This is a genomic window from Rhodococcus sp. P3_B8 (assembly GCF_056402775.1).
The window spans coordinates 1-16,078 of the sequence record NZ_JBFUGT010000144.1; the positions used below are offsets into that span (position 1 = coordinate 1).

At 68.1% G+C, this 16,078-nt stretch carries 15 protein-coding genes; 7 read left to right on the plus strand and 8 right to left on the minus strand.

Annotated elements, in window-relative coordinates; translation table 11 throughout:
• Together recG and AC1D1G_RS29115 are read right to left on the minus strand one after the other, a co-directional pair.
• Positions 1-2,214, minus strand: a 2,214-nt coding sequence (gene recG / locus AC1D1G_RS29110; RefSeq protein WP_477954776.1) for an ATP-dependent DNA helicase RecG, incomplete at its 3' end; no start/stop codon positions are given.
• Positions 2,215-2,222: 8 nt separating this feature from the next.
• Positions 2,223-3,911, minus strand: a complete 1,689-nt coding sequence (locus AC1D1G_RS29115; RefSeq protein ID WP_283334845.1) for a DAK2 domain-containing protein — start codon at positions 3,909-3,911, stop codon at positions 2,223-2,225.
• 235 nt (positions 3,912-4,146) lie between these two features.
• On the opposite strand from AC1D1G_RS29115, the gene rpmB reads away from it, so the two are divergent.
• A complete protein-coding gene (gene rpmB / locus AC1D1G_RS29120) occupies positions 4,147-4,338 on the plus strand; it encodes a 50S ribosomal protein L28 (RefSeq protein WP_005240429.1) in 192 nt (63 codons plus the stop codon).
• 148 nt (positions 4,339-4,486) lie between these two features.
• The gene (locus AC1D1G_RS29125; protein ID WP_477954777.1) at positions 4,487-5,275 is read left to right on the plus strand and encodes an enoyl-CoA hydratase/isomerase family protein; all 789 of its coding nucleotides are present in this window, start codon (positions 4,487-4,489) and stop codon (positions 5,273-5,275) included.
• A gap of 45 nt (positions 5,276-5,320) precedes the next feature.
• Here AC1D1G_RS29125 and AC1D1G_RS29130 read toward each other — a convergent pair whose 3' ends face one another.
• From AC1D1G_RS29130 to AC1D1G_RS29140, 3 genes are read right to left on the minus strand one after another with little or no spacing between them, the layout of a single operon-like run.
• Positions 5,321-5,995 (minus strand): uracil-DNA glycosylase, encoded by a 675-nt coding sequence (locus tag AC1D1G_RS29130; protein WP_283334812.1) that lies wholly within the window; start codon positions 5,993-5,995, stop codon positions 5,321-5,323.
• Positions 5,995-6,516, minus strand: a complete 522-nt coding sequence (locus AC1D1G_RS29135) for a gamma carbonic anhydrase family protein (protein ID WP_037245490.1) — start codon at positions 6,514-6,516, stop codon at positions 5,995-5,997. Before AC1D1G_RS29135 ends, AC1D1G_RS29130 begins: the two co-directional genes overlap by 1 nt.
• A gap of 9 nt (positions 6,517-6,525) precedes the next feature.
• Positions 6,526-7,437 carry a thiamine-phosphate kinase gene (locus AC1D1G_RS29140; protein WP_411194597.1) on the minus strand — a complete coding sequence of 304 codons (912 nt, stop codon included), beginning with the start codon at positions 7,435-7,437 and terminating at the stop codon, positions 6,526-6,528.
• Positions 7,438-7,683: 246 nt separating this feature from the next.
• On the opposite strand from AC1D1G_RS29140, the gene AC1D1G_RS29145 reads away from it, so the two are divergent.
• Positions 7,684-7,917, plus strand: coding sequence for an Lrp/AsnC ligand binding domain-containing protein (locus AC1D1G_RS29145; RefSeq protein WP_105413047.1), 234 nt, complete (start codon positions 7,684-7,686; stop codon positions 7,915-7,917).
• A gap of 2 nt (positions 7,918-7,919) precedes the next feature.
• The gene (locus AC1D1G_RS29150; protein ID WP_280781734.1) at positions 7,920-8,516 is read left to right on the plus strand and encodes a DUF3515 domain-containing protein; all 597 of its coding nucleotides are present in this window, start codon (positions 7,920-7,922) and stop codon (positions 8,514-8,516) included.
• 19 nt (positions 8,517-8,535) lie between these two features.
• Here the strand turns inward: AC1D1G_RS29150 and AC1D1G_RS29155 are convergent, their stop codons facing one another.
• The 3 genes from AC1D1G_RS29155 to AC1D1G_RS29165 form a co-directional block, all read right to left on the minus strand.
• Positions 8,536-9,642 (minus strand): D-alanine--D-alanine ligase family protein, encoded by a 1,107-nt coding sequence (locus AC1D1G_RS29155; protein ID WP_477954779.1) that lies wholly within the window; start codon positions 9,640-9,642, stop codon positions 8,536-8,538.
• 95 nt (positions 9,643-9,737) lie between these two features.
• Complete coding sequence (locus AC1D1G_RS29160; RefSeq protein WP_477954781.1) at positions 9,738-10,862, minus strand: cystathionine gamma-lyase; 1,125 nt, start codon at positions 10,860-10,862, stop codon at positions 9,738-9,740.
• 4 nt (positions 10,863-10,866) lie between these two features.
• Complete coding sequence (locus AC1D1G_RS29165; RefSeq protein ID WP_009479691.1) at positions 10,867-11,865, minus strand: NAD(P)H-dependent glycerol-3-phosphate dehydrogenase; 999 nt, start codon at positions 11,863-11,865, stop codon at positions 10,867-10,869.
• Between the two features lie 149 nt (positions 11,866-12,014).
• On the opposite strand from AC1D1G_RS29165, the gene cofC reads away from it, so the two are divergent.
• The 3 genes from cofC (at position 12,015) to AC1D1G_RS29180 (ending at position 15,980) form a co-directional block, all read left to right on the plus strand.
• Entirely contained in the window at positions 12,015-12,737 is a 723-nt protein-coding gene (gene cofC, locus AC1D1G_RS29170) for a 2-phospho-L-lactate guanylyltransferase (RefSeq protein WP_280781732.1), read from the plus strand.
• 68 nt (positions 12,738-12,805) lie between these two features.
• The gene (locus AC1D1G_RS29175; protein ID WP_477954782.1) at positions 12,806-15,010 is read left to right on the plus strand and encodes an RNA degradosome polyphosphate kinase; all 2,205 of its coding nucleotides are present in this window, start codon (positions 12,806-12,808) and stop codon (positions 15,008-15,010) included.
• A 34-nt stretch (positions 15,011-15,044) separates the two neighbouring features.
• Positions 15,045-15,980 carry an NUDIX hydrolase gene (locus tag AC1D1G_RS29180; protein ID WP_283334816.1) on the plus strand — a complete coding sequence of 312 codons (936 nt, stop codon included), beginning with the start codon at positions 15,045-15,047 and terminating at the stop codon, positions 15,978-15,980.
• The last annotated feature ends 98 nt before the right edge of the window (positions 15,981-16,078 follow it).

Below are 16,078 nucleotides of genomic sequence, written 5' to 3' on the forward strand. Positions count from 1 at the left end.
GGTCACCATCGCCGACAGCCCGGGATGGTTTTCGAGGCGCGGATCGTCCGCGATGACCGAACGCGCGAACTCGGACGCCGCAGCGATGACGTCCTCGTGGCCGAGCAGCGACAACAGCCGCAACGTGGACGTCGTTCCCGACTGCGCCGCACCGAGAATGTCGCCCTCGCGGCGGGTGGCGAGGTCGAGTTGCGCAAGTTCGAAACCGTCGTTGGTCGACGCCACGTTCGACAATCGCTCGTAGGCGGGACCGCCCGGATTCATCTCGGTGACGAGAATGCACAGGCCCTGGTGTTTGCCACGGCCGACGCGTCCGCGCAGCTGGTGGAGCTGACTCACACCGAAACGGTCCGCGTCGACGATCACCATGATCGTCGCGTTCGGGACGTCGACGCCGACCTCGACGACCGTGGTGCACACCAGGACGTCGATGTCGCCGGCCGTGAAGTCGCGCATCACCGCGTCCTTCTCGTCCGCGGGAAGCCGGCCGTGCAGCAGACCCACCCGCAGGTCCGGCATGATGCTGCCGCTCAACTCCTCGAACACCTCGACGGCAGACTTCGTCTCGGGCGCCTTCTCGTCGAACGCGTCCTCGCCGTCGCCCTTCTCGCCGTCGCCGATGCGCGAGCACACGACGTACGCCTGCCTCCCCTCGGCCACGTCCTCGCGGATCCGTTCCCACGCGCGCGCGACCCACTGCGGCTTCTGGGACGCGGGTACCACACTGCTCTTGATCGGCGACCTGCCCTTCGGCAGCTGCCGCAGCGTCGACACCTCCAGATCGCCGAGCACCGTCATCGCGATGGTGCGGGGAATCGGCGTCGCCGTCATCACCAGCAGGTGCGGGCTCAGACCCTCGCGCGCACGCGACCGCAGCCGGTCGCGCTGCTCGACACCGAACCGGTGCTGCTCGTCGACCACCACCATCCCGAGGTTGAAGAACTCGACGTTGTCCTGAATGAGGGCGTGGGTGCCGATGACGATCCCGGCGTCGCCGGTGATCGCCTCGTTCAGAGCCGTGCGTTTGGCGGCGACCGGCATCGACCCCGTCAGCAGCGCCACCCGTGTGGCCTTCTCGTGCGCCCCGAGTTCCCCGGCGGTCGCGAGGGAGCCGAGCATCGCCCGCAGCGACCGGGCGTGCTGCGTCGCGAGCACCTCGGTCGGGGCGAGCAGGGCGCACTGGTAGCCGGCGTCGACCACCTGGAGCATGGCGCGCAGGGCCACGATCGTCTTACCGGAACCCACCTCCCCCTGCAGCAGCCTGCTCATCGGGTGCGGCTGCGCCAAATCGGCGGAGATCTCGTCGGCGACCGTGTGCTGACCCTCGGTGAGCTGGAAGGGAAGCATCTTCTCGAACACGTCGGCGATCCCGCCGGGCACCGGCAGGCACTCGGGCGCGACTCGCTCGGCGTTGTCGTGGCGGCGACGGGCGAGAACCAGCTGCAGCGCCGTCGCCTCGTCGAACCGGAGACGGTCGTGGGCGTTCTCCACGTCTTCACGGGTGTCGGGCAGGTGGACCGACCGGAGGGCTTCGTCGAGGCCGATCAGCTCGCGTTCGGCCCGGATGTTCTCCGGCAGGGGGTCGTCGACGTGATCGAGCTGGTCCAGGATCTGGCGGACACATTTCATGATCGTCCAGCTCTCGACGTCCCGGGTGGCCGGATAGAGCGGGATCAGCGCCCGGTCGAACACGGACATGTCGACCCCGGCACCGGCTTCCTGCGACGCCCGGGCGATTCCCGCGAGATCCCCGGCACCGCGGATCCGGCCGACGTTCACGACGGGGTCCTCGCTGCCGGCCCGCGGCTCGGGAAGGATGAGGTAGCTCGGGTGGGTGAGGCTCCACTTCTGGCGGAAGTACTTGACCGTTCCCGAGAACATCGCGCGCACACCGGGCTTGATCACGTGCTTGACCTTCTGCGGGCTGAAGAAGGTGACGTCCACGTTCTGGGTGTCGGTGGACAGGACCACCTTGAGCATGCTGCCCGGCCGGTTCTTCATCTTCACGACGGCCGCGGACGTGACCCGGGCGATGATCGTGATGTGCTCGCCCTCCGGCGGGTCCTTCTCCGCGAGCTCACGGCCCTGCGAGGCGTACCGGTGCGGGTAGTGCCGCAGCAGGTCCTCGACCGTGCGGATGTCGAACGCCTCCTCGAGCGCGTCGGCGGTCTTCTTTCCCAGCAGATGATCGAGCCGGTCGGACAATGTGGCCATCGAATTCCTCATTCCACCCCGAGTTGCAACAGATCTCCAGGTTGTCCACCGTGGTAGATCATCACCTCGACGCCGGGGTGCCGCTGCGAGATGTGATCGGCCAGTTCCGTGTCCAGCCCGTCCGGCGCCTCCGACCCCATCAGGAGCGTCACCAGTTCGCCACCCGCGCCGAGGACGAGGTCGACGAGTCGCCGTCCGGCCGCGACCGCGTCCGGTTCGATGACGATCACCTCGTGACCCATCAGTCCGATGCCGTCTCCCGGTTCGCACGTGCCCACATAGGTGAGGGCCCGTTCCCTGGCGATGCGCAGCGATCCCCAGCGGGTCGCTGCGGCGGCCTCCGACATCGCGAAGGCGTCGTCCACCGCCTCACGCTCGGGGTCGTGCACCGCCAGGGACGCGAGTCCCTGCACCATCGCGGACGTCGCGAGCAGCAGGACTTCGTGCCGGGCGTCCCTTGCCGCGGCACTGACCGCGACGAGTTCCTGGGCCGTCAGCGCACCGTTGGGGAGGACGAGCACCTCGGTGCGTCCCATCTGCCTGATGATGCCGAGGAGCTGGGCCCGGGTGACGGGGGCGTCGTCGCATCGGAGGACTGTCGCGCCTTCGCTGGCGAACAGTTCGGCGGCGCCGTCGCCGGCCACGACGGCGACGATTCCCCGCTCCCCCTGATCCGGCCGGGTCCGGACCGGGGGAAAGAGCAACCCCTGGTCCCGCGCATCCACGAGGAAGCTGCTGACCCGGATTCCGTGGATGCGTCCCGCCGACAGTCCGGCCTCCACTGCTGCGCCCGCGTCCGTGCAGTGCACGTGGACCGACCAGCCTCCGCCGCCGTCGCCGACGATCACGATCGAGTCCCCGAGGGCGTTCAGCGTGGTGCGCAACTCCGCGATGCGGTCCTCGTCGGACTCCGCGACCAGGTACATCACCTCGAAGTCCTGATCCGAACCCTCGTCGCATTCGGGTCCGGGTCCCGGATGCGCGTGCGGGCGCTGCGACGCGGGCGGCGCGGAAACAGGGACGAGCTCTGCGCGATGCGTGGACGGGGTGCGGCGCGGAACGTGGAGCGCGATCGGTGCGCGATCGGGCGGTGCCCCCGTCACCGCTGTGACGAGAGCGTCGAGGATCACGACGAGGCCGAGTCCTCCCGCATCGACGACGCCTGCGGTGCCGAGCACCTCGAGTTGCGACGGCGTCCTGGTGAGCGCGGACGCCGCCGCGTCCGCGGCTGCGCGGGCCGTGACCGCGATCGGCGCCTCGTCCGGAAACTCCGCCGCGGCGTCGGCGGCACAGCGCAACACGGTGACGATGGTCCCCTCCACGAGGTAGCTCACCGCGTCCGTCACCAGGTTGGTGGCCATCAGCAGCCCGGTCCGGACCGTCCTTGTGTCGACGGCGGGGGTGACGGCTGCTTCCGCAATCCCTCGCAGCACCTGGGACAAGATCACGCCGGAGTTCCCGCGCGCGCCGGCGACCGCGCCCCGAGCCAGGGCGATGGCCACCTGCCGGACGTCCTTGGTGCCGCTGCCCGCGTACTCGTCGATCGCACCCAGCGCCGCACGCATCGTGAACAGCAGATTGGTACCCGTGTCGGAGTCCGGAATCGGAAAGACGTTGAGGCTGTTGATCTCCTCGCACCGCTTTTCCAGACCCGCGACGGCGGTCCGCGCCCACGATTCGAGGACTCGCCCGTCCATCGGGAGCTCAGGGGCCACTGTCGTCCTCTCCGGCCAGGGAATGGGAAGGTGCCGTCAGACTAGTCGGGGGACGATGATCGGGCCCGCGGTCCGAGCCCTTCGGGACCGGGTTTGGCCAATCCGCACTCGAGCGGCTACTCTTGCACGGTTGCCTCGTACAGGGCGCGCTTGCTGTGCCCTGTCTCTACGAGGCCAGCAAATTTCACAGTTCACTATCTTGAAGGAGTTCGCGACTATGGCTGCCGTCTGCGACGTATGCGCCAAGGGGCCCGGCTTCGGTAAGTCGGTCTCGCACTCGCACCGGCGTACCAACCGTCGCTGGAACCCGAACATTCAGACTGTTCGTGCCGAGGTTGCCCCCGGAAACACCCGGAAGGTCAACGTCTGCACCTCCTGCCTGAAGGCTGGAAAGGTTGCTCGGGGCTGACCCGACGCTGCGTGCGATGTCACTGCGCCCCCGACACTTCGGTGTCGGGGGCGCAGTTTTTTGTGTCGCCACACCCGTCCGATTCGTCATCGTCGCAGCCCATCGGGGCACGTCGGGCACCGGCAGGGGCCCAACGTAAGGTGCAACGGTGACTTCTCTCGATGGACTCAGCAAAGTACAGCTCGAAGACGGCGTCCTGCGCATCACGATCGCGACGGCGGAGAACGGCACCTCACTGGACGGCGAGGGCATGGTGCAGGGTGCCCGGGCACTCGAAGCGGTCGGTGACCGAATCGGCAGCGTCCTTCTCGTCGGGGAGGGCCCGAACTTCTGTGCGGGCGGCAACGTCCACGCCTTCGCATCCGCACCGGTGCGAAGCGAATACGTCGCCGAGGTGGCGCGCGTGTTCCACGAATTCGTTCGTGCGCTCGACGCCGTGACCGTTCCGGTGATCGCCGGTGTTCACGGGTGGGCGGCGGGCGCCGGCATGAGCCTTGTCTGCCTCACGGACGTCGCCATCGGCGGCCCGGGGACCAAGCTGCGCCCGGCCTACCCGTCCATCGGCTTCACCCCGGACGGCGGCATGTCCTGGACCCTCCCGCGCATCGTCGGCGACGCCCGCGCGCGCGAGATCCTGATCACCGATGCCGTTCTCAGCGGCGACGAGGCCGTCCGCCTGGGCATCCTCAGCCGCCTCGTCGGCGACGACGTCGTCCAGGACGAGGCCCTTCGACTCGCCCGCACCCTCGCTGCCGGCCCGACGCCGTCCTACTCGGGGATCAAGACGCTCGTGCGCGCCTCCCGATATCGCTCGCTCGCCGAGCAACTCGACGCGGAGGCCGTGTCGATCGCCACCGCGGCCGACAGCCCGGTGGGACGCGAGGGCGTCGACGCCTTCGTCGAGAAACGGCGTGCCGATTTCTCGTCTGTGCAGTAGAGGAACGTGCCGATTTCTCGTCTGTGCAGTAGGGGAATTCGCCGTTTACGGCAGCTGCCAGTTCACCGGTTCGGCGCCCAGGCCGTCGAGGAGTTCGTTCGCGCGGCTGAACGGCCGCGAACCGAAGAATCCGCGCGACGCGGACAGCGGTGAGGGGTGCGCCGATTCGATCGTCGGCACGTCGCCGAGCATCGGTTTCAACGTGGACGCGTCCCGGCCCCACAGAATTGCGACGAGGGGTTCGGGGCGCGCCACGAGAGCGCGAATGGCCTGCTCGGTCACCGCCTCCCAGCCCTTCTTCCGGTGCGAGGCCGGGAGTCCGGGCTGCACGGTGAGGACCCTGTTCAGCAGAAGCACTCCCTGACGTGACCACGGGGTGAGGTCCCCGGTGGTGGGCGTCTCGTAGCCGAGGTCCTTGCTGTATTCGGTGAAGATGTTGCCGAGGCTGCGTGGCACGGGGCGCACATCCGGAGCCACCGAGAAGCTGAGACCGACCGCGTGACCGGGTGTGGGATACGGGTCCTGACCCACGATCAGGACCTTGACCTCGGAGAATGGGTGGGTGAACGCTCTCAGGACGTTCTCTCCGGCGGGAAGGTAGTCACGCCCGTCGGCGATTTCCGCGCGCAGGAACTCGCCCATCTCCGTGATCCGTCCGGACACCGGTTCGAGTGCGTCTGCCCATCCGGCCTCGACGAGGTCCGCCAGCGGCGCCGCCATCAGTCGAGCCTGCGCAGCGAGTCGCGGTAGTAGGCCGCGTTCGCGGCGTACATCTTCACGTTCATCTCGAGGTGCCCCTCGGGAACCTCGTAGCCCTGCCGGATCTTCGCGGGGACGCCGAGCGCCATGCTCCGCGGCGGAACCTCGAACTTGAACGGAACGACGGCGCCGGCTCCGACGACCGAACCGGCACCGATGACCGAACCGTTGAGAACGATCGATCCGGAGGCGATCAGGCAGTGGTCGCCGATCGTGGATCCCTCGATGTGCGCCGCGTGACCGACGACGCACCCCGAGCCGATGACGGTGGGATCGATCATCGTGCAATGGATCACGGTGCCGTCCTGGATGTTCGTGTCGGCGCCGACGGTGATGGTGCCGTAGTCGGCGCGGAGCACGGCCTGCGGCCACACCGAGGTGCCTGCCGCCAGGGTCACGTTCCCGATCACCACGGCGTCGGGATGGACGTAGGCGTCCGGATGGATGTCGGGTTCGCGGTCCCCGAGCGCGTAGATAGCCATGCGTGCAACCTATACCGAGAAACTCTGCCAGCCCCCGGCCCCCGGCCAGGTCTCGCCGTCCACCGAGATGCCGGACCCGTCGTGCACCGCGCCGATCCCGGTCCACCCCGCCGGGAGCGGGACGCCGGCAGGGAAGGTGGCGGCGAAACCGTGGTCCTCTCCCCCGGTGAGCACCCATTCCCAGTGGTCGACGCCGAGAGCCTTCGCTGCCGCCACCAATTCGGGTGAGACAGCCAGGTCGGATCGGGTGAGGGACATTCCGACGCCGGAGGCGTCACAGATGTGACCGAGATCGGCGAGGAGTCCGTCGGAGATGTCGGTCATTGCGTGGGCGCCCCCGTCCGCGGCGGCCCAGGCGGCGGAATACGGCGGGGTGGGGACCCGATGCGCGGCGAGCAGGTCCGGGAAATCCGAGGACCCGCCGAGCAGCAGCGCGAGACCGGCCGCCGACCGGCCGAGTTCGCCGGCCACCGCGACGACGTCGCCGGGCCGCGCGCCCGACCGCCGGATCGGGCTCCTGCCACCCAGATCACCGAGGACGGTGACGGAAATCACGATCTGCCCGGCCTGCACGAGATCACCGCCCACGACGCCGGCCCCGAGTTCCTCGGCGCTTTCCCCGATCGCCGCCGAGATGCCGTCCGCCACGTCGATCGACGTGTCCGGCGGGAGACCGAGGGAGACGAGGAAGGCGGTGGGCCGCGCCCCCATCGCCGCGACGTCGGCCGCATTCTGCGCCACCGCCTTGTGGCCCACGTCGCGTGGTGACGACCAGTCGAGCCGAAAATGCCTGTCCTGCACCAGCATGTCGGCGGACACCGCCACCCGGCCGTCGTCCGCCCGGACGAGGGCAGCGTCGTCGCCGGGGCCGATCAGCGTGGACGGCGGCTGCACCCGGCCGTCCACCGCTCGGCCGATCACGGCGAACTCGCCGACGTCGGCGACGGTGAGGGGCGGGTTCGGGTCCGGGGAATCCGTCGGTGTGATGGTGTGCCTCCAGTGTCGGGTGGCCCGTGCAGCGGCTGTGGGCCCGGTCGACGGAATGTGCGACTGCGGTACCTTTTAGCTGTTGCCGGAACTTCTCGGCACGTGACCGATCAGCGCGCCGAAGCACCCGCGACTCTACCGAGATCATGCGGCGCGGAGCAGGGAAGGGCCGGAGCGAGAGTGCAAGCGTTCATCCTGATCCAGACCGAAGTCGGCAAGGCTGCGGCGATCGCGACCGAGATCGCGAAGATCACCGGAGTCCGGACCGCCGAGGACGTGGTCGGACCGTATGACGTCATCGTGCGGGTGTCCGCTGACGAGGTCGCTCCCGTCGTCGAGGAGATCCGTCAGGTCTCCGGCATCACCCGCACCCTCACCTGCGACGTCCCCGAAAAGTCTGCGAACAAGAACTGAGCATGTCCGACCTCGAACCCGAACAGAGCACACCTGCCGGCAACTCCGACCCGGTCCCCGCGGAGCGGCGCAATCCCGCGCTCATCGCGACGGCCGTGGCGCTTCCCGTGGCCCTGGTCATCGGCATCGTCGTCGCGGCGGTGTTCGCCGGGCGGAACCCGGTGAAGGAACCGGTGTCGCTGGGGCCGGTGCCCGCGCCCGCATCCGGCTCCGCGGAGTGCGCCACCCTGATGGCGGGCCTCCCCGACGCGCTGGGCGACTACACGCGCGCCGAACTCACCGAGCCCGCACCCGAGGCGACTGCCGCGTGGCAGCCGGCCGAGGGTGAACCACTCGTCCTGCGTTGCGGTCTGGACCGTCCCGCGGAGTTCGATCAGGCTTCGGCGCTGCAGGTGATCGACGGAGTTCAGTGGTTCGAGATCTCGGGTGCGAGCGCCGGAATCGACGCGAGCAGCTATTTCGCGGTCGACCGCGGCGTGTACATCGGACTCACGGTTCCCACCGGGGTGGGACCGACGCCGCTTCAGGACATTTCCGGCGCGGTGTCGCAGGCATTGCCGCAGAAGCCGCTCGATCCGGCGCCCGTGGCGAATCCCTGAGCGCCGGACCTCGGTTTCTCTAGCGCAGGCCGATGCCGCGCGCGAGGGCCGTGTCGACCAGGGTCGAGACGAGGGTGCCGTAGTCGACACCAACCGCACCCCACATGCGCGGGTACATCGAGATCGACGTGAATCCCGGCATCGTGTTGATCTCGTTGATGACCGGGCCGTCCTCGGTCACGAAGAAGTCGACCCGCGCGAGACCCTGGCAGTCGAGCGCGGAGAACGCGCGCACCGCGAGTTCGCGGATCTCTTCGCTGACCGCTTCGTCGAGTTTCGCGGGCACGTCGAACTCGCACACGTCGTCGAGGTATTTGCTGTCGAAGTCGTAGAACGCCTCGTCGTCGCCTGCGCCTTCCGGCATCCGGATCTCGGCGATGACGCTGGCCCGCACGTCGCCGTCCGGGAACTCGAGGACTCCGCACTCGACCTCGCGGCCGACGATCCCCGATTCGACGATCACCTTCGGGTCGTGCAGGCGGGCGTGGGCGATGGCGTCGTCGAGCGCGGCCCACTCGGCCACCCGGGTGATACCGATCGACGATCCGCCGCGGGCCGGCTTCACGAACACCGGGAGGTGGAGGCGGGACTTCTGTTCGTCGGTCAGTGTGGCGGTGCCCGGACGCAGGACGACCTGGAACCCGATGGGCAGGCCTTCCGCGGCGAGCAGCTTCTTCGTGAATTCCTTGTCCATACCGGCGGCGCTGGCGAGTACGCCGGGACCGACGTACGGGACACCTGCGAGTTCGAGCAGGCCCTGGATCGTGCCGTCCTCGCCGTAGGCGCCGTGCAGGACGGGGAAGACGACGTCGACCGAGGCCAGGATCTTGCCCGCTTCGCCGTCGTCGAGTGCGACGAGGTCGCCGGACCGCGTCGGGTCGGCGGTGAGGGCCAGTGCGGACCCGTCGGCGTCGACGCTGGGCAGTGAGCGGCCGCGGATGGACAGCGTTTCGGGGTCGGTGGAGCCGAGGACCCACGAGCCCTCGGTGGTGATGCCGATCGGCACTACCTCGTACCGTTCCGGGTCGAGATTCCTCAGGACGCTTCCAGCCGACACACAGGACACGGAATGCTCGTTGCTGCGGCCACCGAAGATGACGGCTACCCGGGTACGCGGTTTACTCACGACACAGACCGTACCGTCGTCGCGACACGCTCACCGCACCCACCTCTCCTCATATTTCCTTCGCCGACCTCACGACACGGTGGGCGGCCCCGCACTCACAACGCGGACAGCGCTCTCTCGAGATCGGCGACGAGGTCTTCGGTGTCCTCGATTCCGCACGAGATCCGCACGAACCCCTCGGGTACGGGGTCTCCCCACCGGGCCCGGCGGTCGGCGCTGGTGTGGATGCCGCCGAAGCTCGTCGCAGGCACGAGGAGCTCACTTCCGGCCACGAGTCGGTGGAACTGTTCGGCGGAGTCCACCTCGAAGCTCACCAGCCCGCCGAATCGACGCATCTGACCGGCGGCGACGGCGTGCGCAGGATCTCCGGGCAGACCCGGATAACGGACGCGGTGGGCCGCCGGGTGTGACTCGAGCAGGACCGCGAGGGCCAGGGCGTTGGCGCATTGACGCTCGAATCGCAGACCGGCCGTCCCGAGACTCCGGTGGGCGAGCCACGTCTCGAACGGCCCCAGCACCGTGCCCGACAGGGCCCTCTCGCGTTCCATCCCGGCCAGGAAGTCGGCGTCCGACGCGGCGATGTACCCCATGAGGAGATCACTGTGACCGCTCAAAGTCTTTGTGCCGCTGGCGACTACCACGTCGGCTCCGAGTTCGAGCGGTTGCTGGCCGAGCGGCGTTGCGGTCGTGTTGTCCACCACGAGAACAGCGCCCGCGTTCGCGCACTGCTCGGACACGGCGCGCAGATCCACCACGTCGAGCGAGGGGTTGGCCGGAGTCTCGGCCACCACCACCGTCGTCCCCTCGGCGGACGCCAACAGTGCGGCGGCCGCCTCGCCGGCCATCTCGGCGGTCCTCAGTTCGTGCACGGTGATGCCCATCGGCTCCAGGCGCTCCCGCGCGTACGCGCGCACCTGGTAGTAGCCGTCAGACGGAACGACCACCGTGTCGCCGGCGGTGAGCAGACTCCTCAGCACGACGGTGACCGCCGACATCCCGGAGCCGACGACGAGCGCGCCCGCGGCGCCCTCGAGCGTCGCCAGCGCCGATTCGAGGTCGCGCCAGCCCGGATTGGAGGCACGCGCATAGGTGTCGGACTCGGTTCCCTCGTCCGCGCTCAGCTGATACGGCGCTGCGAAAACCGGCCCCCTCAGCATCGGCGATCCGGGAACATTTTCTGCGGCAACAGCTTTGACGCAGCGGGTGGAATCACCACTCACGAGCTCACTCCGGCTTCGTGCGACGGCCGAGCAGCTGACCGATCGCGTCCTGCACCACGACGCCCTCGTGGCACACCCGGTGCACGGCATCGGTGAGCGGCATCTCGACGTCGTAACTGGCCGCGAGAGCCCGCACGGACGAGCACGATTTCACACCCTCGGCGACCTGACCGTGAGTGGCCGCCTGGGCACTCTCGATCGAACCACCCTGACCGAGGCGTTCACCGAAGGACCGATTGCGCGACAGGGGCGACGTGCACGTCGCAACCAGATCGCCCACTCCCGCGAGACCCGCGAGGGTGGCAGGTTTCGCACCGAGGGCCACTCCCAGCCGGATGATCTCGGCGAGACCGCGAGTGATGATGCTCGCAATCGTGTTCTCTCCCAGACCGATTCCCGATGCCATACCGCAGGCGAGGGCGATGACGTTCTTGCAGGCGCCACCGATCTCGCACCCGATGACGTCCGAATTCGTGTACGGACGGAAGTATCCGGTGGCCGAGGCCTTCTGCAGTTCCAGTGCCCGCGTCGAATCCGTGCACGCGACGACCGTCGCCGCCGGTTGACCGATCGCGATCTCCCGGGCCAGATTGGGCCCGGACAGCACGGCGACACGTCCCGGGTCTGCGCCGGTGACCTGGATGATCACCTGACTCATCCGCATGAGGGTGCCGGTTTCGATGCCCTTGGCGAGGCTCAGCAGGGTGGCGTCCTCGGGGATCATCGGACTCCAGACCTGCAGATTGTCGCGCAGGGACTGCGACGGCACCGCGAGGACGACGATGTCGGCGCCATCGAGTGCGGCCCGCGCGTCGTCGGTGGCGGTCAACGACGGAGGCAGGGCGATGCCCGGCAAGTAGTCCGCGTTCTCGTGCCGCGACACGATCGATTCGGCGACCTCAGCGCGTCGCGCCCACATGGTGACGTCGGTCCCGGCATCGGCCAGGACCTTCGCAAATGCAGTCCCCCATGAACCCGCTCCCAGTACCGCAGCCTTGCTCACACAGCCCCCTCGTCGTTCGTTACCCGATGCGTCGCCCACAGTATTGCCGATGCCGAGGTCGAGCGCCGCCCCGCTACCGAACTCGTTCGCTGCTCAGCGGCGACCGGGCGTCCGGAGCACCGCCCCGCGCGGGCTGGCAAGATATCCGCATGAGCACAGCGACCCGATCCGTGGCGCCGCGCGCGCACGTACTCGTCGCCGTGAAGGAACTCCACGCGGCCAAGACGCGGCTGTCGGGCGTCTTCGACACGGCCGACCGCACCGGACTGGTCCTGTCGATGCTGCGCGACACCCTGGCCGTCGTCAGCGACGTCGCGACGGTCGTCGGTGTCACCGTGGTCACGCCGGATCCCGCGGTGGCGCGGCTCGCGCGCAGTGTCGGCGCGCACGTCTACGCGGACCCCGCACCCGTTTCCGCCGAGGATCGGCCGGACGAGGGCGGCACCGAGCACAGCCTCAATGCGGCGCTGTCGGCGGCGGCCGAGCACGTCCGCCGCAACGAGCGCGGAGTCGACGTCGTCGCACTGCAGGCCGACCTTCCGTCTCTGCGCGGAGGCGAATTCGGTGAAGCACTCGCCGCAGCGAGAACCGGTGGCAGGTCGGTCGTCGTCGATCATCACGGCACCGGAACCGCCGCACTGTTCTCCTGCGACCCGGAGATTCCGCTCGATCCCCGGTTCGGACCGGGCTCGGCGAAGCGGCATCTCGAGTCCGGGGCGCGGCCCCTCGACGGGCACTGGCCCGGTCTGCGAACCGACGTCGACACCGCCGACGATCTCGATGCCGCGCAGGCTCTCGGCGTCGGACCTGCGACGCGTGCCGCCCTCGACGCTCTCGAACACACCGCCCCCTCGCGCTGCGGAAACGAGTAGGTCGCGCACGCCGTGTGAATTTGCCCCATCGATTGTCGGCGGCCGAATTCTCGAGGGATGATCGTGGGGTGAGTAACCGAGAAGCACTCGACCAGCAGACCGACGTCGACGGAAAGAACGGAACCCGCGACGACATCGTCACGGCCAATCCCACGAACGTTCCGATGGCGCCACCCGCTGCGACGAGTGCCCTCACGAGCGCGCTGACCGACGGACTCCCCGAAGATCGTTACCTGAACCGCGAACTCAGTTGGCTCGATTTCAATGCCCGGGTTCTCGCCCTCGCCGAGGACACGTCGCTGCCGTTGCTCGAGCGCGCCAAGTTCCTCGCCATCTTCGCGTCCAATCTCGACGAGTTCTTCATGGTCCGCGTGGCCGGACTCAAGCGCCGCGACGAGACCGGGCTGTCCGTGCGGTCCGCCGACGGTCTCTCCCCCCGCGAACAGCTCTCGCTGATCGCAACCCGGACCCAGGAGATCTCGGAGAAGGCCGCACGGGTCTTCCTCGACTCCGTTCGTCCCGCGCTTGCCGCCGAAGGGATCTCCATCATCGGATGGGACGATCTCACCGACGACGACCGCGAGCGCCTGTCGGTGCATTTCCAGGACCAGATCTTCCCCGTGCTCACTCCGCTCGCAGTCGACCACGCCCACCCGTTCCCGTACATCAGCGGTCTGAGTCTCAACCTCGCGGTGACGGTGAAGGATGCGGTGACCGGTGGCGAACACTTTGCGAGGGTCAAGGTTCCGGACAACGTAGGCAGGTTCGTCCGCGTCCRCCGCGACGAAACGCCCTCCTCCATCGACGCGTTYCTGCCCCTGGAAGATCTGATCTCCGCTCACCTCGACATGCTGTTCCCGGGCATGGAGATCGTGGAGCACCATGCATTCCGGATCACGCGCAACGCCGATTTCGAGGTCGAAGAAGACCGCGACGAAGATCTCCTACAGGCCCTCGAGCGTGAGTTGGCCCGCCGCCGCTTCGGTTCACCGGTGCGACTCGAGGTCGCGGACGACATGACCGAGCACATGCTCGAACTTCTCCTGCGCGAACTCGACGTCGATCCCGGCGACGTCATCCAGGTACCCGGACTGCTGGATCTGTCGTGCCTCTGGCAGGTGTATGCGGTCGACCGGCCCGCCCTCAAGGACGCACCGTTCGTCCCGGCAACGCATCCGGCGTTCGGCGAGAGAGAAACACCCAAGAGCGTCTTCTCCACCCTCCGCGACGGCGACGTCCTGGTCCACCACCCGTACGACTCTTTCTCCACGAGCGTCCAGCGCTTCATCGAACAGGCCGCGGCCGACCCCCAGGTTCTGGCGATCAAGCAGACGCTCTACCGCACTTCGGGCGACTCCCCCATCGTCGACGCATTGATCACCGCCGCCGAGGCGGGCAAACAGGTTGTGGCACTGGTCGAGATCAAGGCGCGATTCGACGAGCAGGCGAACATCAAGTGGGCCCGCAAGCTCGAACACGCGGGTGTGCACGTGGTGTACGGACTCGTCGGGCTCAAGACGCACTGCAAGACGTGTCTCGTGGTCCGTCGCGAAGGGTCCACCATCCGGCGTTACTGCCACATCGGTACCGGCAACTACAACCCGAAGACCGCCCGGCTGTACGAAGACATCGGCCTCCTCACCGCCGCACCCGAGATCGGCGCAGACCTCACCGACCTGTTCAATTCCCTCACCGGCTACTCGCGGAAGACGCAGTACCGCAACCTGCTCGTCGCGCCGTACGGTGTGCGCCGGGGAATCATCGAGCGGATCGACGGTGAGATCGCGCACAAACTGCGGGGTGAGGACTCCGGAATCCTGCTGAAGGCCAACGCCTTGGTCGACGAACAGGTGATCGACTCGCTCTACCGCGCGTCCCGGGCCGGTGTGCCCGTCGAAATCGTCGTGCGTGGCATCTGCGCCCTCAAACCCGGAGTCCCCGGGCTGAGTGAGAACATCCACGTCCGGTCGATTCTCGGACGATTCCTCGAGCATTCCCGGGTGTTCCATTTCCGCGGCGCCGACGAATACTGGATCGGCAGCGCAGACATGATGCACCGCAACCTCGACCGACGCGTCGAGGTCATGGCGCAGGTGAAAGACCCTCGACTCACCGCTCAGATAGCCGAGATCGTCGATTCCGCGCTCGATCCCGTCACGCGGTGCTGGGTGCTCGGGTCCGACGGCCGGTGGGTTCCGTCGCCTGCCCACGGCGAGGAGGTTCGCGACCACCAGGAGGCCATGATGCGCAAACGAATGGGCACCGGATCCTGATCGCGGCGAGTCCGCGGCAGAAGGAAGGAACTCGGTGAGCAGTTCACCCGGCAAACCGGTCAAAGCCAATATCTTCGCTGCGGGGGCAGTGCTGTGGCGAAAGTCTCCCCGCAATCCCGACGAGATCGAGATCGCGCTCATTCACCGGCCCAAATACGAGGACTGGTCATTTCCGAAGGGAAAGCTCGACCCCGGAGAGACCGCAGTGGTGGCCGCATTGCGTGAGGTGGAAGAAGAGACGGGTATTCGCGGGCGCCTCGGCCGGCATCTGGGCGCGTTGACATATCCGATTCCGGGCCATCGCCGATTGAAACGAGTCGAATACTGGGCGGCAGAAGCCCGCGCCGGTGAATTCGTCTCCAACAGTGAAGTGGACGAGATGCGGTGGCTTCCCGTCTCCGAGGTGGCCGATCAGCTGTCGTATCCCATGGATCGCAAGATGCTCCGCCGATTCACGGCTCAGCCACCCGACACCGCGACCGTGCTCCTGGTCCGGCACGCCAAGGCTGGAAGCCGGAAGCGATACAAGGGCGACGACACCACCCGGCCCCTGGATGCGAACGGCCTACTCCAGGCCGAGACGCTCGTCCCGCAGCTCGAAGCGTTCGGGGCCACCGACATCACGTCGGCCGACCGGACGCGGTGCACACAGACGGTCGAGCCGCTGGCGCGCGCGCTGGACACGACCGTCCGGTTGGATCCGCTGCTGTCCGAGGAGAGTTACACCGCCGACCCGGTGGCCACCCGCACGCGGGTCCGCAAGATCGCCGCTCTCGGCGGAGTTCAGGTGATCTGCAGTCAGGGAGGCGTCATTCCCGATCTGCTCGACTGGTGGGCGGAGAACGACGGCATCACACTTCCCCCGGCGCGGAAYAGGAAGGCGAGCACCTGGGTGCTCTCGCTGTCCGGCGGCAAACTCATCGCCGCCGACCACATCGACAGTCCCCTGCCTCCCACTCGGAAGGACTGAGCCCCACCGGCCGGAGTCACCGAGAGGCAAAGGAAACACGGACAGGCGCCAACCCCCAGGGTCGGCGCCTGTCTGTGTTCGGGCAGTCCCGTGTGCGC